Source organism: Rhodococcus sp. RCBS9, assembly GCF_029457415.1.
Lineage (GTDB): Bacteria > Actinomycetota > Actinomycetes > Mycobacteriales > Mycobacteriaceae > Rhodococcus_F > Rhodococcus_F qingshengii.
This window is the reverse complement of record NZ_CP120422.1, coordinates 5,860,065-5,883,747: the sequence shown is the minus strand read 5'-3', so window position 1 is coordinate 5,883,747 and position 23,683 is coordinate 5,860,065. Positions and strand designations below refer to the sequence as shown.

Sequence of the window (23,683 nt, the reverse complement as noted above, 5' to 3'; positions counted from 1 at the left end):
GGACACTGGAGCGGTGACTGCGGGTGCGAACGTGAATGACATCGAGACGGTACTGCTCCTCGGCGGACGAAGTGAGATCGGCCTCGAGATCGCGGTCAGGCTCGCGCCGGGCCGCAACATCGTTCTGGCTGCCAGACGCAGCGGAGAGCTGTCGGAGCAGGAGCAGATGCTCAAAAACGCCGGCGCTGTCGACGTCTCCACCGTCGAGTTCGACGCCGACGCCGTCGACACGCACGGAGACCTCCTGGGCGCCGTAGTCGCCGAGCACGGTCGGATTTCGGTTGCAGTGCTGGCCTTCGGAATTCTCGGCGATCAGGCGCGTGCCGAAACCGACGCGGCGCATGCGGTCGCGGTGGTGCACACCGACTACGTGGCGCAGATCAGCATCCTCACGCACCTCGCGGAGATCATGCGCCGACAGGGAACCGGAAAGATCGTGGTGTTCTCGTCCGTCGCCGGCGTCCGGGTTCGCCGCGCCAACTACGTCTACGGGAGCGCAAAGGCCGGCTTGGACGGTTTTGCCAGCGGTCTCGGCGACGCGCTGCACGGTTCGGGCGTCCAATTGATGCTGGTACGGCCCGGGTTCGTCATCGGCAAAATGACCGAGGGTATGTCGCCTGCCCCTATGTCGAGCACTCCGTCGCAGGTCGCGGACGCCGTCGTGCGGGGACTGAACTCCGGGGCGACGCGTGTGTGGGTACCGCGAATTCTGCAGCCGGTGTTCTTCGTCATGCGGCTTCTGCCTCAGACGATCTGGCGCCGGATGCCGCGATGACCACACACCCGGTGGTGATCGTCGGTATCGGCGCCGACGGCTGGGATGGGCTGTCCGAGAGCGCAAAGGGCGCAATCCTGGGCGCGGAGGTCCTGATGGGGTCGCCGCGCCAATTGGACTTGGTCCCGGCGACACATCTCGGGGCACGGCGTGCGCCCACCAGGCTGACCTGGCCGTCTCCGATGGTTCCGGCGTTGCCGTCGATGTTCGCCGAGAACGCGGACCGCAGAGTATGCGTGCTCGCCAGCGGTGACCCGATGTTCCACGGTCTCGGTGTCACATTGGTCAGGCTGCTCGGCGCGGACAACGTGCGAGTGATCTCCCACCCGTCGTCGGCGGCGTTGGCGAGCGCGCGAATGGGATGGGCATCGGCCGAGATCGACGTCGTGAGCCTGGTCAACCGAGACTCGGCGACAGTATTGGCTTCCGTGACTGACGGTGCGCGACTGCTGGTGTTGAGCAACGGGCGCTCGACACCGGGGGAGGTGGCACGTCTGTTGTCCGGCGCGGGCTTCGGTCGATCGATCGTGACCGTGCTGGCCCAGCTGGGCGGGGCCGGGGAATCGCGGACCGTCACGGTCGCAGACGAGTGGGATCACGCGGACGAGGACGTGGACGCGTTGAACGTTCTGGCCGTCGAGTGCATCGCGGCCGATCCTCTCTTGCGGCTGACTCGAATCCCGGGGCTACCGGATGCTGCGTTTGTCGGCGACGGTCAGATGACCAAGCAGGAGATCCGTGCGTTGACGTTGTGCGCGCTTGCCCCGGCGCCGGGAGAACACCTCTGGGACGTGGGCGGTGGGTCGGGAACCGTCGCCATCGAGTGGATGCGAACTCACCCACGTTGCACTGCAACAACATTCGAGAAGGTGGCGAGCCGCGTGTCGCAGATCGGTGCCAATGCACTCAATCTCGGCGTGCCCGCGTTGAACGTGAAAGGGGCCGCGCCGGAGGCGTTTGCGGACGAAACTCGACGTCCCGATGCGGTGTTCGTCGGCGGCGGCGTCACGCAACCGGGAATGCTCGAAGCGTGCTGGGAGCAGTTGAGCGTGGGTGGTCGTCTGGTCGCGAACGCCGTGACCGCCGAGTCCGAATCGTTGCTGCTCGGCTGGATGAGTCGCCATGGTGGGACGCTGCGACGCTTTCAGGTGCAGCGCGCCGAGCCGTTGGGAACGTTCAACGTTTGGCGACCGCAACTTCCGGTGGTCCAATGGTCCGTCACAAAACGTCAGCCGTCTGCAGGCGCAGACACAGATACGCCGGAGGAATCCACACAATGACCGTTCATTTCATCGGTGCGGGTCCCGGTGCGGCAGATTTGATCACTGTCCGCGCGCAACGGATCATCGCTGCGAGCCCTGTGTGCTTGTACGCAGGCAGCCTTGTTCCAGCGGAGTTGCTCGAGTGGTGCCCGGTCGGAGCTCAGGTCGTGGACACTGCTCGGCTGAGCCTGGACGAGATCACCGCGATTCTTGTCGAAGCGGATTCCGCTGGGCTGGACGTCGCGCGTTTGCATTCCGGTGATCCGTCGATCTTCAGTGCAGTGGCAGAGCAAGCTCGTCGCCTGGACGCCGCAGGAGTCGATTTCGACATGATTCCCGGTGTTCCTGCATTTACCGCGGCTGCAGCCGCGCTGGGGCGCGAGCTGACTGTCCCAGGCGTCTCGCAGACCATTGTTCTCACCCGAGTCTCCACCTTGTCGACGGCGATGCCGGAGGGCGAGGATCTGCGGTCCCTCGGCCGCAGCGGCGCGACGATGGTGATTCACCTCGGCGCTCATCGCATCGAACAGATCGCATCCGAGTTGGCCGACAATTACGGCGAGGACTGCCCGGTCGCGGTGGTCGCCTTCGCCTCACGGCCCGAGGAGATCGTTGTTCGAGGCACTTTGAAGACGATCGTCGAACTTGTTCATGCGGCCGGCATCACGAAGACGGCCGTCGTGATCGTCGGCCGAGTGTTGACTGCGGAGGGGTTTCCGGACAGCTACCTCTACTCGGCAGCGCGCGAGAGAAGCACACACTGACCTCGACAGGTACTCGTCGCCGCGTACTCCTGCTCGGCGGTACAGGCGAAGGTCGAGTGATCGCTTCTCGCTTGGCCGGTTCAGCCGACCTCGAGGTTGTCACATCGCTGGCCGGCCGGGTTCGTGATCCTCGATGGCCGGAGGGGGAAGTGCGTATCGGCGGGTTCGGGGGAGCCGAAGGGCTGTCGGAGTGGTTGTCGGCCAATGATATTCGTGCAGTGCTCGACGCCACGCATCCGTTTGCCGCTCGCATCACCCAGAATGCGTTCGAAGCGTGCCTTGCGAATTCCGTGCCGTACGCCATGTACCGACGCCCGCCCTGGCGCGAGCAACTCGGTGACACTTGGCTTCCGGCACACGATCTCGATCACGCCGCAGAGTTGGTGCCGACGGTCGGCTCACGCGCTTTTCTGACGATCGGGAGGCAAGGAGTTTCGGCGTTCGACCGCGTGAAGAGCGTCTCGTTTCTCGTCCGCTCGATCGATCCGCCTTCAGGGACATTGCCGCCTCACTCGCAATTGCTGCTCGCACGTGGTCCATTCGACATCGAAGCGGAAGTCGATCTGATGCGAACTCACAGCATCGACGTCGTGATCACCAAGAACAGTGGCGGCGAGCAGACGTACGCAAAGATCGCCGCAGCCAGGCAATTGTCGATCCCGGTGATCGTCGTCGAACGACCACCGATCCCGGCGACCGTCCCGGCATTCGATACCGAAGCCGAGGCGATGGACTGGCTCACGGCTTTCGGTCGTGGAACGGCGCTGTGAGGCCGACATCGCGTTCGCTTCAGGTTCGTCTAAGGTTCCGTGACCATACTGGAGGGATGTTGGAATTTTTCGACGCCGCACTGCGGGACCGCGCATGAGAGTGTCGGTTCCCGGAATGAGCCGTCGAAAACCATCGGGAATTCACGTGCGGACGCTCCATGCTCGCGTGAAATTGCTGACTGCAGGCCTGGTGGCGATCGCGGTGATCGTGTCGGCGTCGGCGGTGTACATAGTGTTCAACGCGTATTTGCAAGGCAACGTCGATCGGCAACTCGAGCGCACGAGTGACGCGATCACCGACACCGTCAATTTCGGCGGTGACACACCGGTTCTGGGATTGACGGCCGGCGCGGATACAGCGGTCATCCAGGCGGTGGGGCTTCTCACTGCCGACGGCGCCTTGGTGACGGCGACTCCCGGTCTGCCGCCGTTCAGCACCAGCGCAGACGCCATCAGGTCGATCGCAGACGGCAATTCGTCGCAGACAATCGCAACCGTCGATGCGTATCGAATTCTTGTCGAGCCCTCGGTTGCGGGCCAGACTTTGGTTGTCGCGCAATCCCTGGGGCCGACGCGTTCAGTACTCAAGCGACTGGCAGTGGTGTTAGCGGCACTCGGGGCGGCCGGAATCGCCCTAGCTTACGCGGCCGGAGATGCTGTGGCACGCACAGGATTACGGCCGATCGCGCGACTTACTGCGGCGACGCGGCGGGTCGCCGAAACGGATGATCTTGCGCCGATCCCGGTGACCGGTGACGACGAGTTGGCGTCGTTGACAGTCAGTTTCAATCGGATGCTCGGGACGTTGTCGGAATCGCGGGCACGCCAGAGAAGTCTGATCACCGAAGCGGGCCAGGACCTTCTGGCTCCTTTGACTGCACTTCGCACCAATATCGAGTTGTTGATGTCTTTCGATACCAAGTCCGGCGCGATTTCCGAGGCGGATGCAACGCAGTTGCGTGAGGAAATCACCGACCAGATGATGGAGTTGACGCTCCTCGTCGGAGAGTTGGTGGACCGTGCGCGGGTTGACGAAAGCACGTTGGGGAGAGGAGATTCCCTCTAAATCGGACGTCTGACCAGCGACTTTGTTGCATTCGTAATTGAAGCAATGGAAGGAGCGCTGGTAATGTGGGGCAATTGTGAAGTTTTTGGGTATAGCTGGAGTGTGGCGCGAACCGTGGGGTTTGCTGGGCGGGGGCCTTTGGAGGACGAGAGGGATTCAGTGGTCAAGCAAGCACGCGCCGAGCTGACTCGGCAGCAAATCGTTGCCGGCGCGGCCGCGCAGTTCGAGAAGACTGGTTACGGCAGCACCAGCATGGCCGACATAGTCTCGGGGGCCGGTACTACCAAGGGCGCGTTGTATTTCCATTTCGCGTCGAAGGACGAGCTCGCGCAATTCATCATTGCCGAACAGCATCGGCTCTCGATCGAGTCGGTGCAGGCGATTTCCGCGACGGGCAAGGACCCGTTGGAACAGATGATCATGCTCACGCACGAAATGGCACGCCAGATTGTCGACGAGCCGATAGTTCGCGCGGGCATTCGCCTCACGCTGGAACTGAGCACGTACGAGGGGCCGGTGGAACCGTACGCCGAATGGATCTCGGCAATCACCGATCTCACCGCCAGAGCTCAGGCGGAAGGTGAAATCCGAAAATCGGTCAGCGCAGAATCGTTCGGCAGGTTCATGCCCTCGGCATTCACGGGGGTACAGCTGGTTTCGAACGTTCTCACCCGACGCTCGGATCTTCCGGATCGTGTCGACGAGATGTGGCAGATCCTGCTTCCGGGGATCGTCAGCGACGAACTTTCCGGTGACATCGAGCGCCTCGTCAAGTCGCGGTGGACTCCGGCGGCGGCGTAACCTGCGGGACATGGCCGTCACGCGGATAGTTTCGGATCTGTCGAGTAGTTCGCTCGAGGCCGCGCAGCGCTTCTACACCGAAGTGCTGGGCCTCGAAGTTGTCATGGATCACGGGTGGATCGTGACGTTGGCTTCGCCGACGGATCCGTCATTGCAGATCAGCGTCATGACACACGACGCTCATGCGCCCGTAGTACCGGACGTCTCCGTCGAGGTGGATGATCTCGACGCGGCGTACGAGGCCGCGGTGCAGCGCGGCGACACCATCGTCTATCCCGTCACCGAGGAGCCGTGGGGGGTCCGCAGGTTCTTCGCTTCCGACCCCGACGGCCACGTGATCAACATCCTCAGCCACCGACGCGAGCGATGATGGCGTCCCGCCCGGGCGGGCTGACGTACCTCGAGGTGGGCGCAACGTCAGGCGTTCTCCCCGCCGGCTATCACCACGTTCACGAGAGCGCGACGGTCGGATCCGGACGGGAGGATTTCGAGGTTGCCGCTCGAACCGTCGCGAATTGGGGAATGCACCGCGGAGCCGGACTGGCCGTACGGACGGCAGCCCCGACCGCCGTGGCGGGTCAAGATGCGACCTTCGGACTCGGTCCGGTAACTATCCCCGTTCGGATCGTCTATGTCGTAGACGAACCCACTCGCAAGGGCTTCGCGTACGGAACCCGCGCGGGCCACCCCGAATGCGGGGAGGAATTGTTTGTCGTCCAGTTCGACGAGAGCAGCAATGAGGTTCGCATCGAGATCGTGGCGTTCTCCAAGCCCGGAACGTGGTGGGTGCGTCTCGGTGCTCCGATCGGACGTCGAGTACAGGCGTTTGTCACGCGCCGCTACATCCGTGCCGTCCGCGAGAGCGTCGCCCGATCGCGGGTATGACCCGTTTTAGGTGTCAATTCAATCCAGCGTACGAATGCAATCCCGACACGACGTAGTTGATCGCAAACATGTTGAAAAGCATGGTGGCGAGCGCAGCAACATTGATCCATGCCGCACGCATGTTCTTCAACCCGGCGGTAGCGCGCGCATGGAGGTACGCGGCATAGAGAACCCAGGAGATGAACGAGACCGTCTCCTTGGGGTCCCAGCCCCAGAAACGTCCCCACGCGGCCTCCGCCCAGATCGCCCCGCAGATCACCCCGATGCTGGACAACGGGAACCCGACGACCGTTGTTCGGTAGGCCACGCGGTCAAGCAATTCGGATGACGGCAGTCGTGCCGCAATCCAACGCAACGCGCGTTTCTTCGACTGCGGGCCCACCTCGGCAATCATGAAAAGTGCGCTGACCGCACTTGCGAACGTAAGGATGCCGGAGGCGGCGACGATGATCGTGACGTGCACGCCGATCCAGTACGAACGAAGAGCGGGTACGACCGGCGCTGCCTCGGCATACATGCTTGCGGCGGCGACGAATAGAAGCACCACGGTGGGTGACAGAACGAAGATGGTCAACGATCGAATCGGGTACCGCCGCAGAATGACCAGCCAGCATGCCACCAATGCAGCGCTGAGGAAAAGCGCGTACTCGTAGAGGTTTCCGAGAGGCCATCGGTGCGTCGAGATGCCGCGAAGTGCAAGCGCGGTGACGGTGAGGACCAGGGCGACGACGATGAGAGACATGGCAGCGCGACCCGCACGATGGGCGCGGGTTCGATTCGGCAGCAATGCTATCCGGCCGGGCAATGCAGGATTCGATGCACTTCCGGCATGTGCGAGTGCCGGTCGCACTGTGGCAGAGAGGGGTGCGCTGGAGAAGTCGACGACGGAAAGAACCAGGGCGAGAACGTAAATCGCGAAAGACGACGCGAAGGCGTAGTCGCTGTACTGCGCGAGAACTGGATCGACCGACATCAGGCTCCTCATAACGACCGGTTGGTTGTCATTTGGAATCTACTACACACGATCGTAGAACCGGCAGGGCCGTCTGTCGGATCAGTGGTCCGGAAAATGATTGGACGAGCTTCGGTTCGGGTTGATAGCTTGTGCGAGACCGTGACAACACGCCAGGAGGTGAGACCCATGAACGCAGTAACCATATGGGTGCTCCCACTCGTGTTCACGGATCGGCGATTGACGTAGGTGTCGCCGGGAGCGCCTCGAGTAGGCAATCCCGAAAGGTAACACCATGCAATCCAATTCTCCGACCATCGAATTCACTTCCGAGACAACGTCGAACGGTGTCATCGAACGCCATTTCGTTGTAGACGACATCACCGGCGTGCTCTGGTCACTCGCGTCCGGATCTGTCGAATCACCCCTTCTGCTGTCCGGGCACTCCGGCGGCATGCACAAGAAGGCGCCGGGACTGGTTGCCAGCGCACTCCACAGCGTGAGCTCCCACGGGTTCACAGTCGCCGCGATCGACGCGCCCGGACACGGTGACCGGCCGCGGAACACACAGGACGAACAGTGGGTCGAGGCGATCCACCAGGCTAGGGCGGCCCACGAGCCGATCGCCCCGATCGTCGTCGAGTACAACCGATCGCTGGCGGAGCGTGCAGTGCCGGAATGGCAGGCGACCATCGACGCTCTGCAAACGCTGCCCGACGTCGACGCCGACGCTCCGATCGGCTTCGGCGGCGTGTCGCTAGGGGTCGTGACCGGGCTGATGTTGGCCCCGGTCGAATCCAGGATCGCTGCCGTGAGCTTCGGTGGAGTTTTTGTGGACGACTCCCTCATCGAAGCGGCACGAAAGCTCACGGCCCCAGTCGAGTACCGGATCCCTTGGGACGACAAGGATTACGACCGCACGTCAGGGGTAGCGTTGTTCGATGCCTTCGGCTCGACGGAGAAGACGCTGCACGCCTACTCGGGCAGGCACTATCCGGTGCCCGACTACGAGCGCGACAGTTCGGCTCGGTTCTTCGCCCGCCACCTCGGCGGGAGCGCCGGCGCTCCCATGAGCTGACGTGAAACACGTATCGGCGTCCGGCCTGTGTCGGACGCCGATACGATCTCGACCAGGTTTCGTTTCTCAGCAAGACCCGAAGTAGTGGCGTCACCGAATCCTGCATCGATTTGACCGAAGCTTTTCAGATGATCATTTTTGTGGCGCTCGCGATGGTGGCGATTTCGATCCTTCGCTCGCTAGTAGCCCGTCCAGCTTGGCCATTTTTGCTGAGGCGCTCGATGGCGACATATGTCCTTACGGTCCGCCGGGCGGAAAGAACTTGTTCGTGATCCAGTTCGATGCTTCGATCTCGTCGAGGGTTGTCCGGAGACTTCGGTGGCTAATGCTCGTGCTGTGCCGAGTGTCCGGTCAATACCGAACATCGAACAAGACTGGAAACTTTCTCGTGTCCGACCTGAGGCGACGACATGTCTTTCAACCGCCCATGTCCAGCCATGCGTCGACTACCCGTCCGATACCTGACCCGGGGGCGGTATTTGAGTGGGCCGATATCGCACGGCGACTGCACCCGACTGGAACTCGTGGCGGTCGACGAGCTCAAGCTGGATGCGCTTGCGCAGACCGGCGAGCAACGTCGGTCCGTGTCCGGCAAGGACCGGTTGCACAACGAACTCGTACTCGTCGATCAGTCCCAGGTCTGCCAATGCCAGGGGGAGTGTCACGCCGCCAACCCACAGACCTTCGCCGGGCTGCTCCTTGAGCCGTTGAATCGCTGACCCCAAGTCGCCTTGCACGAGTTCGGCATTCCAATCGACCCCGCTCAGCGTGCTCGACACGACGTACTTCTTAGCCCGGTCCATTGCCTCGGCGAACGGGATCTCCCACTCGTCCATCCAGTCAGGCCACGCCCCCGTTGCGGGCCGCCGCCACGCCGACTCCATCATCTCGTAGGTCACCCGGCCGAACAGCAAAGCATCGGCTCGTTCCATCTGAGCGGTCCAGTAGCGCATCGACTCCTCGTCGGGTGGAAGCCCCGCCTCGTGATGGCAGCAGCCGTCGAGGGTGACGTTGATCGAGTATCGAAGTGGTCTCATCTCGTTGTTCTCCCCTGATACGCGCAGAGTGACAGCACCGGACCGTACTCAGACTACTGCCGGGCCGTCGGTGTAGATCAGGTTCGGGACCTGGAGTCACGCGGGGGTCGACCGAACAGTAACCAGACGAGCGCACCGAGTACAGGCACCGCGATCACCAGTGCCGACCACCAGAATTTGCTCCCCAAGCGGTCGAAATCGGTCGCACGATCGCCACGAGCGCGCTAATCGTGATGAAGATCCAGGCAAGAACGAAGACGGTGAAGGTGATGTCCATCCAAAGCGGAATGGTGGGGTTGGGGGTCGATTCGTTCACGCTTCCAGACCACTTTCGACGACTGTGCCTTGATGAAACAACACCCTCCATCGATTCTCGGTGAACCGCCAGATGGATGATCGCTCGGTAACTCGTTGCGCTTGCGCCAGCCGGTACGTCACCAGATACGTGTCAGGCGCAATCCGGCTCAGCGCTGGCCGGTCAGCCGTCCACCCGAGTTCGGCGGCGTCGTTCACCTCGCCGCGGAGGCGTCGGCGCTCAACTACCGACTGCACGTAGTCGCGGGTGTATCGAGCGCCGGAGGCTCCGATCTCCCGGAACTGCGGGTCGACGACCGCATCGAACTCGTCTCGTGACATCGCTACTCGAGTTCGGTGAAACAGAGGTTCGAACTCCATCAACTCGTCGAGGATCGGGCGAAACTCGTGTGGGGTCGTCACGACTGCTCCGAGAACTGCGCCCTCATCTCGATCCCTATCTCCGCGTGTCGCAGGAGGAAGGCCTTCTCGTCATACCCCTTGCGCCGCAACCAGAGAGTGACCTCGCTGTTGCATTTGCTTGCATTGCACGAGCGGCACGCCGGTGCGATGTTGTCGAGTGTGTAGCGCCCACCGCGGGAGATCGCCAGCACGCAGTCACGTTGCGGCGACTCGTCCGACTCGCCGCAGTACGCGCAGCCACCCCAGGCCGCTTTGAGCGCGGACCACTGCTCGACGGACAGATCGTGCTCCACCAAATCCATCCGGCGTTTCCGTTTACGCGCGTATCTTGCTTTCCGGGTCCGGTTGACGGGCATGACGCCATGCTATCGCCGTGCGGCGTTCACTCCGGGTAGCGCCGCGGGGTGAACACCTGACGGCCCGAACCGGTTTCGACGACGGTTGTCATCGACGAACCGACGATGAGCAGCGTCCGCATGTCGATCTCGGAAGGCTCGAGCTCGCCGAGGGTCACGACGCGAACTGATTCCTCGGCACCGGCAACATCGCGGCCGATGACGACGGGAGTCTCGGGGGAGCGGTGCTCGAGCACGAGGTCCTTCATGGCTTGGACCTGCCACGTCCGGGACTTCGACGCCGGGTTGTAGACCGCAAACGCCATGTCCGCGGCTGCAACTGCCGAGATACGGCGCGCGACGACATCCCACGGCTTGAGGCGATCAGACAACGAGAGCACCGCGTAGTCGTGCCCGAGGGGAGCACCGACGCGACTGGCGACAGCGTTTGCCGCCGTCATGCCGGGAAGGATGCGGACCGGCACGCCGCGCCACTGGTCTTCGGCGGCAACTTCGAGAACTGCTGCAGCCATGGCGAATACGCCGGGATCTCCCGACGAGACGACAGCTACACGGGCGCCGTTCTTCGCCAGGTCCAACGCCATCGCGGCGCGTTCCGCTTCGACGCGGTTGTCGCTGGAATGGCGACGCTGGCCCGGACGCGTCGGCACGCGATCGACGTACGGGCCGTAGCCGACGAGGTCGGTTGCCAACGAAAGCTCATGCGCCACTTCGGGTGTGGTCCAGGCGGTGTCGCCCGGCCCGAGTCCGACCACGACCACCTCGCCGCGAGACTCGGTCGCAGGTCGAGGGTTGTTCGACGGGCTCGGAACGATGGCGATCGAAAAGTACGGAACTCCGTCCGGGTCGACCTCGGCAGCGGATTCGACGCGTTGACGTGTGGTGCTCGCGCGCTCGACGTAGTGGGCCTCGCCGAGGCGACCGGAATCCTCGAGCGATTGGAGGACCGGTGGGAAGGTACGTCCGAGCTTGAGGATGGCCGCGGCGTCGGTTTCCTTGAGCCGCCTGGTCAGCTCGGCCTGCGGCAACGTTCCGGGCAGGATCGTGAGGATCTCTTCACCCTCGACCAGCGGCTTTCCGAGTGCAGCAGATGCCGCGCTGACGGAGGTGACGCCGGGAATCACTTCGGCGTCGAAGCGATCGGCCAGTCTCTTGTGCATGTGCATGTAGGAGCTGTAGAAGAGCGGATCGCCGGCGGCGAGCAACGCGACGGTTCGACCGGCCGCGAGGTGAACTGCCAGCCGTTCGGCAGCTGCTTCGTAGAACTCGTCCATCGCGCCCTGGTATCCGCCGGGATGATCAACGGTCTCGGTGGTCACGGGGTAGACGAGGTGTTCTTCGATCTGTCCTTCGCGCATGTACGGCGCTGCAACTCCGCGGGAGATGCTCTTGCCGTGCCGCGCGGAGTGGAACGCAACCACATCGGCCTCGCCGATGACGCGGGCGGCCTTGACGGTCACCAATTCGGGATCGCCGGGGCCGATACCGACACCCCAGAGCTTGCCTGCACTCATTCGACTTCGCTCGCAATCGCATTGACGACGGCGGCGGTGATCGCGCTGCCGCCGCGTCGGCCGCGGAGAACGAGATGATCGATCCCGCTGGCGTGTTCGATGAGGGCTTCCTTCGACTCGGCAGCGCCGATGAAGCCGACCGGACCTCCGACGATGGCGGCCGGACGGGGTGCGCCGGCTTCGATGAGGTTCAGGAGATGGAACAGTGCGGTGGGTGCGTTTCCGATCGCGACAACAGCGCCCTCGAGCTTGGCTCCCCACAGTTCGAGAGCAGCCGCCGAGCGAGTGTTGTCGATGGTCGACGCCAGCACGGGAACCCGCGGATCGCCGAGGGTGCAGATGACGTCGTTGCCGGCGGGCAGACGCTTGCGCGTGATGCCGGCAGCCACCATCTGGGCGTCGCAGAAAATCGGCGCGCCGTCGCGCAGAGCTGCGCGCGCAGCCGAGACGACACCGGGTGTGAAGGCGACGTCGTCGACGAGATCGACCTGGCCACTTGCATGAATCATGCGCACTACAGCTTGCGAGACATCCGCCGGGAAACGGCTCAGGTCGGCTTCGGCCCGAATGGTGGCAAAGGACTGGCGATAGATTTCCGCGCCGTCACGGATGTACTCGATCATGTGCCACACGATAGAGGCATCACCGATCGGCCGGATTCACCCGGTAACCGTCGCCCGTCGCAATCACATCCGCTACGTCCCCGCGGGGACGTCCACAACTGCGGTCGCACCCGGCCCAGTGCTGGCGCCCGACAACGGGAAGTTCTGCCTGCTCGACGGCGGTGATCGCGTCGGTGCGCACATCGGCGAGCGACTTCTCGCATCCCGGACTTCCGGTGCAGGCGGTGACCTCGAGCCACGGTGAGTTCTCGTCGAAGATCAACCCCATGGGTGCCAGCACCCGGACTACCTGCTCGGCTGCCCATTCGTCGAGGTCGAAGATATGCACCGATCGCCACGGCGTCACGACGACGGGCTTGTCGACGGCGGCGAGGAACTCGGCCAGCCGAGCGTCGAGCAGCCCGAATCGCAGGCCGCCGCCCAGAGCTACGGTCCCGTCGCGCTGCTCGAGCCAGCCGATAGTGGGCCGTGCATCCGGCGTGAGGTCCGCCGCAACGGTGGACTCGGCGCTCAGACCCAGCTGCTCGAGGGTGCGTTCGATTCCGTCCGGAACCTCGGCCAGGCGCCAGTGCTTGTCGCGGACGTCGAGGAATGAACGAGCCGCCGCGAGGAGCAATTCGACGGCGTCGTCCGCCTGTACACGATGAGTGGTGCGGTGACCGGCGAGCACCAGTGAATGCTCGGTGGCGCTGCGCGCATGGAGTCCGAAATCGCCCCGTAGCCCGGTGATGTCTCCGCGCCCGTCGTCGAGGGTGAACAGGGTTCGCCCTGGCAGATCTGCCAATGCTTGATCCGCTTGGATCGCCGAATCGAGACGGTGGACCAGTTCACGAATGTCGGCGACGCCCCCGATACGGCCGGACAGTGGGGACGCGAGGATGTTGCGCACTCGTTCGTGCGTCGCGGACGGCAGCAGACCGGCCGAAGCGATACGCGCCGCGAAGGCTTCGGGGTCCGAGACCGAGCGCAGTTGTACGTTGCCCCTCGAGGTGAGTTCCATCTGCCCGTTGCCGAGATCGCGCGCTGCGTCGGCGAGCGTCTGCAATTGGACCGGGGTGAGGAGTCCGCCGGGTAGGCGCACGCGTGCCAGTGCGCCGTCGGCGGCGTGGTGAACTTGCAGTGCACCCGGGCACGCGTCTGGCTGTGAACGGTCCGTGGGCATGGCTCCAGGGTACGACCTGTCATGAGTGCCTTCTGCGGACCGGTAGCATCACCACCACCAGTGACGGCAGTTGAGGAAACCGGTGAGAGTCCGGTGCGGTCGCGCCACTGTGAGTGTTGCTCGAGCGGGACGTGTTTCCGCTCGGAAACACGAGTCAGACCCTCAACCGCCGTCGATGACAGATCTGTGCCACGGGGCGCGAAACCCCAGGAAGGCTTCACCCGTGATTCTTCTGCTCTCCACGTCCGACACCGATCTGCTGAGCGCCCGCGCCAGCCAGGAAGCCGGCGACGGCGTCTCCTATCGCTGGGCCAACCCCTCACGCTTGCTGGTCTCGGAGGACTTGCCGCCCTTGCTCGACGGCGTCGACCTCGTGATCGTTCGTATCCTCGGTAGCCGTCGCAGCTGGGAAGACGGCCTGGACATGGTCCTCGCCTCCGGACTCCCTGTAGTCGTTCTCGGCGGCGAGCACGCGCCGGACGCCGACCTCATGGAGTGCTCGACGGTTTCCGCCGGTGTCGCTGCCGAGGCTCACAACTACCTGGCCGAGGGTGGCGCACAGAATCTGGCACAGCTGCACCACTTCCTGTCCGACACCGTCCTGCTCACCGGCCACGGGTTCGAACCGCCGGCCCACCTGCCTTCCTGGGGCATCGCTGATTTCGCGCCCGATCTCGACTCGGCGAGCGGTCCGGTCATCGCAGTTCTGTACTACCGCGCCCAGCATTTGGCCGGAAACACCCGGTACATCCAGGCGTTGTGCGACGCGGTCGCCGAGGCCGGTGGCACCGCGCTGCCGATCTACTGCGCATCTCTGCGAACCGCAGAAGCCGAACTTCTGAGCACGCTCCGCCGCGCCGACGCCATGGTCGTGACAGTTCTTGCTGCCGGTGGCACGAAGCCCGCGACCGCGTCCGCCGGTGGCGACGACGAAGCCTGGGATGTCGCCGCACTCGCTGCGCTCGACGTCCCCATCCTGCAGGGCCTGTGCCTGACCAGTAGCCGCGCCACCTGGGACGAGAACGACGACGGACTGTCGCCTCTCGACGTCGCGACCCAGGTCGCGGTGCCGGAATTCGACGGCCGCATCATTACCGTCCCGTTCTCCTTCAAGGAAATCGACTCCGACGGACTGTCCACGTACGTCCCCGACGTCGAGCGCGCTGCCCGTGTCGCCGGGATCGCGGTCCGTCACGGCAAGCTGCGCCACATTCCCACCACCGAGCGTCGCGTTGCTCTGATGCTCTCGGCGTACCCGACCAAGCACGCCCGCATCGGCAACGCCGTCGGTCTCGATACTCCGGCGAGCGCAATCGACCTGCTCACCGAAATGCGTTCTGCCGGTTACGATCTCGGTCCGGTCGACGGTCCGGACGCAGTTCCCGGCCTGGCGGCGAAGGACGGCGACGCGCTGATCCATGCCCTGATCGCGGCCGGCGGACAGGATCCCGACTGGCTCACTGCCGAGCAGCTCGAGGGCAATCCGATCCGCATCTCGGCAGCGAAGTACCGCGAATGGTTCGCCACCCTGCCCGAGGAACTGCGCAGCGGTGTCGAAGAGCACTGGGGCGCAGCGCCCGGAGAGCTGTACGTCGACCGCTCGCAGGATCCCGACGGCGAAATCGTCATCGCGGCACTGCGATTCAACAACATCGTCCTCATGGTCCAGCCGCCGCGGGGATTCGGTGAAAAGCCCGTCGCGATCTACCACGACCCGGATCTGCCGCCGAGCCACCACTACCTCGCGGCCTACCGCTGGATCGCTGCAACACCGGACAACGGCGGATTCGGCGCCGACGCCGTTGTGCACCTCGGCAAGCACGGAAACCTCGAATGGTTGCCCGGCAAGACACTCGGCATGTCGAGCAACTGCGGCACCGACGCGGCCCTGGGCGACCTGCCGCTGATCTACCCGTTCCTCGTCAACGACCCGGGTGAAGGAACACAGGCAAAGCGTCGCGCCCACGCGACTCTCGTCGATCACCTGATCCCGCCGATGGCCCGCGCCGAAAGCTACGGCGACATCTCCCGTCTCGAGCAACTGCTCGACGAGCACTCCAACATCTCCGCACTGGACCCGTCCAAGCTGCCGGCCATTCGCCAGCAGATCTGGACGCTGATGCGGGCGGCCAAGATGGACCACGACCTCGGCCTCGCGGAGCGTCCCGAAGAAGACGTGTTCGACGACATGCTCCTGCACGTCGACGGTTGGCTGTGTGAGATCAAGGACGTCCAGATCCGCGACGGTCTGCACATTCTCGGCCGCGCACCCGAGGGCGACGCCGAAATCGAACTGGTCCTGGCCATGCTCCGTGCCCGTCAGATGTGGGGCGGCGAACAGAGCGTCCCTGGTCTGCGCGAAGCTCTCGGGCTCAGCGAAGACGGCGACGAGTCCCGCAACCGTGTCGACGACGTCGAGGAAAAGGCGCACGGTCTGGTTCGCGGCATGTACGACGCCGACTGGAACCCCGCTGCGGCAGAACAACTCAGCGACGACGAGACCGTCGTGAAGATCCTTCAGTTCGCGGCCACCGAAGTGGTTCCACGCCTCCGACAGACGAACAACGAGATCAAGCAGGTCCTGCACGCGCTCGACGGCGGCTTCATCGCCGCCGGCCCGAGTGGGTCACCGCTGCGCGGCCTGATCAACGTGCTTCCCACCGGTCGTAACTTCTACTCCGTCGATCCCAAGGCAGTTCCCTCACGACTGGCGTGGGAGACCGGTCAGGCGATGGCCGAGTCGCTCGCCGCTCGATATCTCGCCGATCACGGCGAGTACCCGCGCTCGGTGGGTCTGTCCGTGTGGGGTACCGCCGCCATGCGTACCTCCGGCGACGACATCGCCGAAGTGTTCGCGCTCCTCGGTGTTCGCCCTGTCTGGGACGAAGCAAGCCGACGCGTTGTCAACCTCGAGGTCATCGATCTCGACGAGCTCGGCCGCCCGCGCATCGACGTCACCGTCCGCATCTCCGGATTCTTCCGTGATGCGTTCCCGCACGTGCTCGCACTGCTCGACGACGCTGTTCAGTTGGTCGCCGCATTGGACGAGACGGACGAGCAGAACTACGTGCGCGCCCACGCGCAGGCCGACCTTGCCGAGCACGGCGATGCCAGGCGTGCGACCACCCGCATCTTCGGTTCGAAGCCCGGAACCTACGGCGCCGGCCTGCTGCAACTCATCGACTCCAAGACCTGGCGCGGTGACGACGACCTCGCCGAGGTGTACACCAACTGGGGCGGCTTCGCGTACGGCCGTGGGCTCGACGGAATGCCGGCAGCTGACGACATGCGCAGTGCTTACCGTCGAATCAACGTGGCGGCCAAGAACACCGACACGCGTGAGCACGACATCGCCGATTCGGACGACTACTTCCAGTACCACGGCGGCATGGTTGCCACCGTGCGCGCGCTGACCGGAAAGTCGCCCGAGGCATATATCGGCGACAGCACTCGACCGGAATCGGTTCGCACACGCACACTTTCGGAAGAGACCGCACGTGTCTTCCGGGCGCGCGTGGTCAATCCCCGCTGGCTCGACGCGATGCGCCGTCACGGGTACAAGGGTGCCTTCGAGATGGCAGCCACGGTCGACTACCTCTTCGGGTACGACGCCACCACCAACGTGGTCGCGGACTGGATGTACGAAAAGCTCGCCGAGACCTACGTTCTGGACGAGCAGAACCAGAAGTTCATGACGCAATCCAACCCGTGGGCACTACACGGAATCGCCGAGCGGCTCCTCGAAGCCGCCGAGCGCAACATGTGGGAGCACCCCGAGCAGAAGACGCTCGACGGCTTGCGTCAGGTGTACCTCGAAACCGAAGGCGAGCTCGAGGGGGAGTAGACCTCGAGCATCACCGGCAGATCCGGGCGCTGAAGTGAGTCAGCGTCCGGACTTGATGATCTGAGCGATGTTCCGCTCCGCCAGAGCAGTGATGGTCAGTGACGGGTTGACGGTGCCGGTGCTGCCCGGAATAGCGGCGCCGTCCATCACGTACAGGCCGTCGTAGCCCTTGACTCGCCCGTAACCGTCGGTGGCCTTGCCCAGAACCGCACCGCCTAGGGGATGCGCGGTGAACGAGGAATTGACGTCCTTCGCGAACGGCAATGCCGACGGCAGCGTGGTGCCGGCGAAGGCCATCTTGTTCTGGACGGCGCGTAGTGCCTCGACGGTGGCGTCGTTGCCGTTCTTCGGCCAGTTCAGCACCACCCGATCGGAGCCGCCGTCGTAGGCGAAGTCGGCGCGCTGCGAGTCGAGGGTCATCCCCAATGTTCCGAGCATGCCGATGTTGACGGGTAGGCCGGGGACGTACCAATTTTCCAGGGAGAGTGGCATTCCCGACTCGTCGACGATGCGTGATGCCGACGGTGAGGCTTGCGCAGTGCCGTCACTGAAGCCGAACGAGCGCACCATCCCGGCGTCGCCGTTCGTTCCCCAGCCCTTACCGACGTGTTCGTTGAGGTTGGGCAGCGCGCCCGTCGCCTGGGCGCGTACCAACAGTTCGGACGTGCCGATCGAACCGGCGCCGAGGAACAAACGGTCACAGGTAAGAGTCTTCCGGGCCAGAACGCCACCCGTCGGATCCGTCGATTCGACGTCGACGACGTAGCGTCCATCACGTTCGCGACTGATCGCGAGCACCTGATGTCCGTAACAGACGGTGGCTCGTCCGGTGGCTTCGGCGGCAGGAATGTAGTTCTGTGTGAGGTCGAACTTCGCGCCGTTGGAGTTACCCATGTTGCTGTCACCGACAGTGGCCGAGGCTCGGGTTCGGCCGTCGAGTTCTGAGCGCACCACGTCCCAGTTCCAGATCCCGTCGATCCGCTGCGGATCGAATCCGGCACGACGAGCGTCCTGATCCCAACGACGCGAGTGACCGAAGTTCGGGGTTTGGTAAATGTCTTCGGGCAACGGGCTCAGACGCAGCATCTGGCGCACTTTGGGGTACCAGGTGGACGCCATCTCGTCGTAGTCGAGGGAGTTGCCGAAGACTGCGTCGAAGAATCGGCGCTCGGGCGCGATCATCACGCCGGTGAAGATGATGGAACCACCGCCGACTGCAGCGCCGCGCCATACCGAGATGTGTTCGTAGTCGGTGGCATCGAGGACGCCGCTGAAGTAGTCGCACGCCACGGGGAGTCCGGTGAGGTTGGTGAACGATGTTCGCCGGAAGACTCCGCGGCCGTCGGCCAGCATGTCGGAGGTGTGAATCTCCCGTTGCGGATCGTGGGGCCACCGAAGTCCGCGTTCGAGGATGGTGATCTGGGTGCCGCTCTGCGCCAGTCTGAGGGCGGTGGCGCTTGCGCCGAATCCGGACCCGATGACGATGGCTTCGGAATGCTCCGGGGGAGTAGGAGAGGGTGCGAACAACTCGGGGACGAGCGCGCGGTAGTGATCAGCACCCATCGGGAGCGCCCGCAGTGGTGCGGGGGTGGCGTGGCTGGTCGACGTCGAGATGAGCGGTGTCGCGGCGGCAACTGCTGCCCCCGCCCCGGCGGCTTTGAAAAAGTCACGACGCTGCATGTCACGGCGCTGCATGTGTAAGTTCGACTCCCCAGTTCGACGGTTTGCCTCAGAATAACTCGAGATGGAGTTCGGGGACGAAACGGCGTGTCCGACGTCAAGAAGAACCGGATAAAACGTGCATAAGTGGCACTTCCCGGGTGGTACTGATCGGTCGCCAGATAGTCGCGGAAACCTGTCGATGTTCAGCGAGAGGCGCTCGCACCTATCCTCGAGGAGTGAACTCCGACTTCAAGCGCGTCTCCGAGGCCAAGTACGTCCTACTCACGACCTTCCGCAAGGACGGAACGCCGGTGGCGACTCCGCTCTGGGCCGCGCCGGACGGCGACAAGCTCCTGATGTGGACCGTCACCGATTCCTACAAGGTCAAGCGCATCAGGCGAAACCCGTCGGTCACCGTCGCTGCGTGTGACGCTCGGGGAAATCCCAAGGGTGAACCGGTGGCCGCCGTCGCCGAGATCCTCGACGGACCGGGCACCGATCATGCTCGCGACGCGATAGCACGTCGGTACGGAATCCTCGGCTGGATCACCATGAAGGGCAGTCTCCTTCGCCGCGGCAAGACCGGAACGATCGGACTTGCCGTCACTGCAGCCTGACCGCGCGTCAGTTGCCGAGCAGATCGTCCAACGCTGAGTCGAAGCGCGGATAGGTGAATGTGAAGCCTTTGTCCGCCAACACTTTCGATACGGCTTGACGACCCGTCAGGCCCAGGGCAGCGTCGCTGCGAAGAAGGAACGCGCCGATTCTGACCATGAAAGCGGGCGTCGGCGGCGCAGGTGGCCGGTGAAGGTGCTTGCGCAGCCCGGCCATCAGTTCTGAGTTTCGGACGGGATCCGGAGCCGTCGCGATGACCACGCCCGAGGCAGCCGAATCGGGTTCGAGTGCCCAGCGCACGATCGACAGCCAGTCCTCGATGTGAATCCAACTGGTCCACTGCCTACCCGAGGCGACGCGTCCGCCCAGACCGAGACGCACGAGCAACAGCAGTCGCTCGAGCGCCGGTGTGCCCTTCTCCAACACGACACTGGTTCGCAGGATCACCACTCGTGACGCGTTTGCTCCCTCGACCGCTGCCTCCCAGTCCTTTGCGACGTCGGTCATCTGAGGTGGTCCGTCAGCGAGTGGGGAAGCCTCGTCGAGCCGGGTCTCTCCGGCGTCGCCGTAGATCGCGAGCGTGCTCGCCTGGATCCACACCGGAACAGGGTTCGCCAGTAGTTTCGACGCTTCGACCAGCGCGCGGGTCGGATCGACTCGGGAACTGGTGAGTAGTGCGATGTTTGCCGGTGTGGGTCGGCGATCGACCAACTCGCCGGCCAGATTGATCACCGCGGCGCCGTCGAGTTCTCCCGCCCAGTCGCCCACCGTGACGCCGTCCCACTGAACCTGCCTGTGCCTGCCGGGTTTCGGTGAGCGAGTCAGGACCACGACGTCATATCCGCGGTCCGCGAGATCGTCGCTGATTCGGCGGCCGAGAGCACCGGTGCCGCCGGCGATCACGACCTTCGCCATCACTGCGCCTGGCTGACCGAGGACATGTGGAAGTCGGGAATGCGCATCGGCGGCATGGCCGTGCGGGTGAACCAATCTTTCCACTCCCGGGGAAGCGTGATCTCGGTGCGTCCAGCCTCGGTGACCCGCCGCAGGAGATCGAGCGGACTCTCGTTGAAACGGAAGTTGTTGACGGCGCCGACGATCTTGCCGTCCTCGATCAAATACACCCCGTCACGGGTGAGTCCGGTCAACAGCAGCGTCGTGGGATCGACCTCACGGATGTACCAGAGGGTTGTGAGCAGTAGACCCTTCTCGGTACCTGCGATCATGTCCTCGATCGAGGTGTCGTCACCACCGGTCAGGATGAGATTGTCGCCGGGAACTGCGACAGGTCGACCGAATTCTCGTGCAGCGTGGCGCGGGTACGCCAGCGCATTGACGACGCCGTCTCGGACCCAGTCGACGGGTTCGATCTCCATACCGTTGTCGAACAGTGAGACGGATTCACTCGACGACGTCGTGATCACGAACGGCGCGGATTGCAAGCCCTCGGCGCCGGGGTCGGAGGTGAGTGTCAGTGGCAATCCGAGCTTCTCGCCGATCCGGGTTCCACCGGTGGTGGACAGTGCGGTGTGGCCTTCTTCGGCGCCGCGACCCTCCATGGTCCACATCAGATAGATCATCAGGTCCGCCACAGCAGACGGCGGAAGAATTGTCTCGTAGCGGCCGGCAGGCAGACTGACGGAGTTACCCGCCCAGTCGAGTCGAGTGGTCAACTGCGACAGGAGCTTCGGTATCGAGATATCGCTGAAATCGACAGCTCCGGATCCGACCCAGGCGCTGGCGTCGCCGCGCTTGCCGTTGATTTCCACGGAGCCGGTGGCCTGAGCCGTTCTACGTCGCACGCCCGTCGAAGTGCCGAGCCAGGTGGTGTGCAACTGGTGGTGAGCGAAGCCGAACAACTGGTCGCCGCCGTCGAAGGCCGTCGACAGGTCGGCAGCCAACTGAGCGAAGACACCGATGTCGGTCAGGGCGGCCGGCAGGTCCCAGTCGGTCTCCGCCGCCGACTGCGTGATCAGGTCGGACGCGTCGTCAGCCGGAGTGGCTGTGCGAGCAGCTGCCTCGCTTGCCTGTACGAGCGCGGAAATCTGCTCCGGATCGACACTGCTGGAACTGACAGTGCCCACCTTCGCGATGTCACCCTCGCGCACGATCGAGATCACCGTCCACGTCCGGGACAGCGAAACTCCGTTGGTGGTCATCGAATTGTTGGCCCACCGCAGCGACGCCTCACTCGCATCGGTCACGATCACCAACGATTCGTCTACCGTCCTCGCGGCCAATGCACGCTCGACGACCTGCTGCGGATCGATCACTGCTGAGCCTCCGAACGAGTGTTGAGGATGTTGACTCCGCGGAACAGAGCGGACGGGCAGCCGTGGCTGACCGCCGCAACCTGACCGGGTTGCGCCTTGCCGCAGTTGAATGCGCCTTGCAGACGCCAGGTCGACTCACCGCCAACGGCTTCCATCGAGCCCCAGAAATCCGTCGTCGTCGCCTGATACGCCACGTCGCGCACCTGACCGTCGAGCTTTCCGTCACGGATCTTGAAGAACCGCTGACCGGTGAACTGAAAGTTGTAGCGCTGCATGTCGATCGACCAGGACTTGTCACCGACGACGTAGATGCCGTTCTCGACTCGCGAGATCAGGTCTGCAGTCGAGGTGTCCGTAGAAGGGTCGGGGGAGAGCGAGACGTTGGCCATTCGCTGGATGGGAACGTGATGTGCGGAGTCTGCGTACGAGCAACCGTTGGAACGCGTCAGCCCCAGCCTCGGCGCGAACACGCGGTCTAGTTGATACCCGACCAGTGTTCCCTCTGCCACCAGATCCCACCGTTGAGAGGCGACGCCGTCGTCGTCGAATCCGACGCTGGCCAGGCCGTGCTCTTCGTTACGATCGGCGGTCACGTGCATGAGTGGCGTTCCGTATTTCAGCGTTCCCAGCTTGTCCGGCGTCGCGAACGACGTACCGGCGTAGGCCGCTTCGTAGCCGATCGCCCGGTCGTATTCGGTGGCGTGTCCGATGGATTCGTGGATCGTGAGCCACAGATTGGTCGGATCGATCACGAGGTCGGTCGGACCCGCTTCGACGGTCGGTGCCTTGGTCTTCTCGGCCAGCCACTCCGGGATCTGCGCGAGCTCATCGCCCCAGTTCCATGTGCTCTCCGCCCCGAGGTACTCCCATCCGCGGCCTACCGGCGGCGCCAAGGTGCGCATCGATTCGAAGCTGCCGGCCGACTTGTCGACGGCGGTCGCCTCGAACTCGGGGTGCAGACGCACCCGTTGCTGGGTGATCGACGAACCGGCCAGATCCGCGTAGAAGGTCTGCTCCTTGACCTGGAGGACACTCGCCGTGACGTGATCCACGCCGTCGGCGGCTTGAAGCCGTCCGGAGTAGTCGACCAGCAGGCCTACCTTCTCGGCCGTCGGTGTCGCGAAGGGATCTTCGAGGTACGGCGACACCCACGTCGCGTCGGCGTAGACGGGCTCGTCGGCGAGGGTGACCGGATCCCGATTGAGCGAGCGCAATGCCTTCGCGACCTCGACCGCTTGGCGTGCCAGCGCAGCAGCGACATCGGGGGACACCTCGGCGTGCGAGGCGAATCCCCACGTGCCGTCGACGATCACACGGACGGCGACCCCGATCTCGTCTCCGTCGGACACCGCCTGAACTACGCCGTCGCGCAACCTGATCGACTGTGTGAGCACGCGGTGGACACGAACATCGGCGTGCTGGGCGCCGGCCGTTCTCGCTGCCGACAGCGCCGCATCAGCGACAGCTCGCAGCGGGAGGGCGAGGAAATCTGCATCGACATCTCGGGTGACGGTCACGCACACGACG

General features: G+C 64.1%; 24 protein-coding genes and 1 riboswitch. Of the genes, 11 read left to right on the top strand and 13 right to left on the bottom strand.

Features of this window, described 5'->3' with window-relative positions; genetic code table 11:
• Positions 1 to 13 precede the first annotated feature (13 nt).
• The 8 genes from P0M12_RS27505 (at position 14) to P0M12_RS27470 (ending at position 6,323) form a co-directional block, all read left to right on the top strand.
• Positions 14 to 775, top strand: coding sequence for an SDR family NAD(P)-dependent oxidoreductase (locus P0M12_RS27505; protein ID WP_277377133.1), 762 nt, complete (start codon positions 14 to 16; stop codon positions 773 to 775).
• Positions 772 to 2,055: a precorrin-6y C5,15-methyltransferase (decarboxylating) subunit CbiE gene (gene cbiE, locus P0M12_RS27500; RefSeq protein WP_277377132.1), complete on the top strand. Its 1,284-nt coding sequence runs from the start codon at positions 772 to 774 to the stop codon at positions 2,053 to 2,055. Before P0M12_RS27505 ends, cbiE begins: the two co-directional genes overlap by 4 nt.
• Entirely contained in the window at positions 2,052 to 2,801 is a 750-nt protein-coding gene (cobM, locus tag P0M12_RS27495) for a precorrin-4 C(11)-methyltransferase (protein ID WP_003944967.1), read from the top strand. The genes cbiE and cobM overlap by 4 nt, the downstream gene beginning before the upstream one ends.
• Positions 2,798 to 3,571, top strand: a complete 774-nt coding sequence (locus P0M12_RS27490; protein WP_037126390.1) for a cobalt-precorrin-6A reductase — start codon at positions 2,798 to 2,800, stop codon at positions 3,569 to 3,571. Before cobM ends, P0M12_RS27490 begins: the two co-directional genes overlap by 4 nt.
• A gap of 145 nt (positions 3,572 to 3,716) precedes the next feature.
• Entirely contained in the window at positions 3,717 to 4,637 is a 921-nt protein-coding gene (locus tag P0M12_RS27485) for a HAMP domain-containing protein (RefSeq protein WP_277377131.1), read from the top strand.
• 159 nt (positions 4,638 to 4,796) lie between these two features.
• Positions 4,797 to 5,438, top strand: a complete 642-nt coding sequence (locus tag P0M12_RS27480; RefSeq protein WP_019748499.1) for a ScbR family autoregulator-binding transcription factor — start codon at positions 4,797 to 4,799, stop codon at positions 5,436 to 5,438.
• A gap of 10 nt (positions 5,439 to 5,448) precedes the next feature.
• Positions 5,449 to 5,808 carry a VOC family protein gene (locus P0M12_RS27475; protein ID WP_277377130.1) on the top strand — a complete coding sequence of 120 codons (360 nt, stop codon included), beginning with the start codon at positions 5,449 to 5,451 and terminating at the stop codon, positions 5,806 to 5,808.
• Positions 5,808 to 6,323: a DUF1990 domain-containing protein gene (locus tag P0M12_RS27470; protein ID WP_003945015.1), complete on the top strand. Its 516-nt coding sequence runs from the start codon at positions 5,808 to 5,810 to the stop codon at positions 6,321 to 6,323. Before P0M12_RS27475 ends, P0M12_RS27470 begins: the two co-directional genes overlap by 1 nt.
• 13 nt (positions 6,324 to 6,336) lie before the next feature.
• On the opposite strand, the gene ccsB is transcribed toward P0M12_RS27470, so the two are convergent.
• Positions 6,337 to 7,296 carry a c-type cytochrome biogenesis protein CcsB gene (gene ccsB, locus P0M12_RS27465; protein WP_277377129.1) on the bottom strand — a complete coding sequence of 320 codons (960 nt, stop codon included), beginning with the start codon at positions 7,294 to 7,296 and terminating at the stop codon, positions 6,337 to 6,339.
• A gap of 274 nt (positions 7,297 to 7,570) precedes the next feature.
• Between ccsB and P0M12_RS27460 the strand changes: the two genes are divergently transcribed.
• Positions 7,571 to 8,353, top strand: coding sequence for an alpha/beta hydrolase (locus tag P0M12_RS27460; protein ID WP_277377128.1), 783 nt, complete (start codon positions 7,571 to 7,573; stop codon positions 8,351 to 8,353).
• A gap of 446 nt (positions 8,354 to 8,799) precedes the next feature.
• On the opposite strand, the gene P0M12_RS27455 is transcribed toward P0M12_RS27460, so the two are convergent.
• The 8 genes from P0M12_RS27455 to cobG form a co-directional block, all read right to left on the bottom strand.
• Positions 8,800 to 9,390: a dihydrofolate reductase family protein gene (locus tag P0M12_RS27455; RefSeq protein WP_007729844.1), complete on the bottom strand. Its 591-nt coding sequence runs from the start codon at positions 9,388 to 9,390 to the stop codon at positions 8,800 to 8,802.
• A gap of 77 nt (positions 9,391 to 9,467) precedes the next feature.
• The gene (locus P0M12_RS27450) at positions 9,468 to 9,548 is read right to left on the bottom strand and encodes a hypothetical protein (RefSeq protein WP_277377939.1); all 81 of its coding nucleotides are present in this window, start codon (positions 9,546 to 9,548) and stop codon (positions 9,468 to 9,470) included.
• Complete coding sequence (locus tag P0M12_RS27445; RefSeq protein ID WP_277377945.1) at positions 9,545 to 9,706, bottom strand: hypothetical protein; 162 nt, start codon at positions 9,704 to 9,706, stop codon at positions 9,545 to 9,547. Before P0M12_RS27445 ends, P0M12_RS27450 begins: the two co-directional genes overlap by 4 nt.
• Positions 9,703 to 10,107 (bottom strand): hypothetical protein, encoded by a 405-nt coding sequence (locus tag P0M12_RS27440; RefSeq protein ID WP_277377127.1) that lies wholly within the window; start codon positions 10,105 to 10,107, stop codon positions 9,703 to 9,705. Before P0M12_RS27440 ends, P0M12_RS27445 begins: the two co-directional genes overlap by 4 nt.
• The gene (locus tag P0M12_RS27435) at positions 10,104 to 10,463 is read right to left on the bottom strand and encodes an HNH endonuclease signature motif containing protein (protein WP_076948440.1); all 360 of its coding nucleotides are present in this window, start codon (positions 10,461 to 10,463) and stop codon (positions 10,104 to 10,106) included. The genes P0M12_RS27440 and P0M12_RS27435 overlap by 4 nt, the downstream gene beginning before the upstream one ends.
• 26 nt (positions 10,464 to 10,489) lie before the next feature.
• Positions 10,490 to 11,977, bottom strand: a complete 1,488-nt coding sequence (cobJ, locus tag P0M12_RS27430) for a precorrin-3B C(17)-methyltransferase (RefSeq protein WP_030536355.1) — start codon at positions 11,975 to 11,977, stop codon at positions 10,490 to 10,492.
• A complete protein-coding gene (locus P0M12_RS27425) occupies positions 11,974 to 12,600 on the bottom strand; it encodes a precorrin-8X methylmutase (RefSeq protein ID WP_007729839.1) in 627 nt (208 codons plus the stop codon). The genes cobJ and P0M12_RS27425 overlap by 4 nt, the downstream gene beginning before the upstream one ends.
• A gap of 19 nt (positions 12,601 to 12,619) precedes the next feature.
• Positions 12,620 to 13,762: a precorrin-3B synthase gene (cobG, locus tag P0M12_RS27420; protein WP_210377135.1), complete on the bottom strand. Its 1,143-nt coding sequence runs from the start codon at positions 13,760 to 13,762 to the stop codon at positions 12,620 to 12,622.
• A gap of 74 nt (positions 13,763 to 13,836) precedes the next feature.
• Positions 13,837 to 13,922, top strand: a riboswitch (cobalamin riboswitch).
• Positions 13,923 to 13,985: 63 nt separating this feature from the next.
• On the opposite strand from cobG, the gene P0M12_RS27415 reads away from it, so the two are divergent.
• Positions 13,986 to 17,606, top strand: a complete 3,621-nt coding sequence (locus tag P0M12_RS27415) for a cobaltochelatase subunit CobN (protein WP_277377125.1) — start codon at positions 13,986 to 13,988, stop codon at positions 17,604 to 17,606.
• Positions 17,607 to 17,645: 39 nt separating this feature from the next.
• Here P0M12_RS27415 and P0M12_RS27410 read toward each other — a convergent pair whose 3' ends face one another.
• Positions 17,646 to 19,301 carry a GMC oxidoreductase gene (locus P0M12_RS27410; protein ID WP_082920699.1) on the bottom strand — a complete coding sequence of 552 codons (1,656 nt, stop codon included), beginning with the start codon at positions 19,299 to 19,301 and terminating at the stop codon, positions 17,646 to 17,648.
• A gap of 203 nt (positions 19,302 to 19,504) precedes the next feature.
• Here P0M12_RS27410 and P0M12_RS27405 point away from each other — a divergent pair, with 203 nt between their 5' ends.
• A complete protein-coding gene (locus P0M12_RS27405; RefSeq protein ID WP_042450954.1) occupies positions 19,505 to 19,885 on the top strand; it encodes a PPOX class F420-dependent oxidoreductase in 381 nt (126 codons plus the stop codon).
• 7 nt (positions 19,886 to 19,892) lie between these two features.
• On the opposite strand, the gene P0M12_RS27400 is transcribed toward P0M12_RS27405, so the two are convergent.
• From P0M12_RS27400 to P0M12_RS27390, 3 genes are read right to left on the bottom strand one after another with little or no spacing between them, the layout of a single operon-like run.
• The gene (locus P0M12_RS27400; protein ID WP_221742162.1) at positions 19,893 to 20,798 is read right to left on the bottom strand and encodes a TIGR01777 family oxidoreductase; all 906 of its coding nucleotides are present in this window, start codon (positions 20,796 to 20,798) and stop codon (positions 19,893 to 19,895) included.
• Positions 20,798 to 22,156 carry a metallopeptidase TldD-related protein gene (locus P0M12_RS27395; RefSeq protein ID WP_277377123.1) on the bottom strand — a complete coding sequence of 453 codons (1,359 nt, stop codon included), beginning with the start codon at positions 22,154 to 22,156 and terminating at the stop codon, positions 20,798 to 20,800. The genes P0M12_RS27400 and P0M12_RS27395 overlap by 1 nt, the downstream gene beginning before the upstream one ends.
• Complete coding sequence (locus P0M12_RS27390) at positions 22,153 to 23,673, bottom strand: TldD/PmbA family protein (protein ID WP_003944822.1); 1,521 nt, start codon at positions 23,671 to 23,673, stop codon at positions 22,153 to 22,155. Before P0M12_RS27390 ends, P0M12_RS27395 begins: the two co-directional genes overlap by 4 nt.
• Between the last annotated feature and the right edge of the window lie 10 nt (positions 23,674 to 23,683).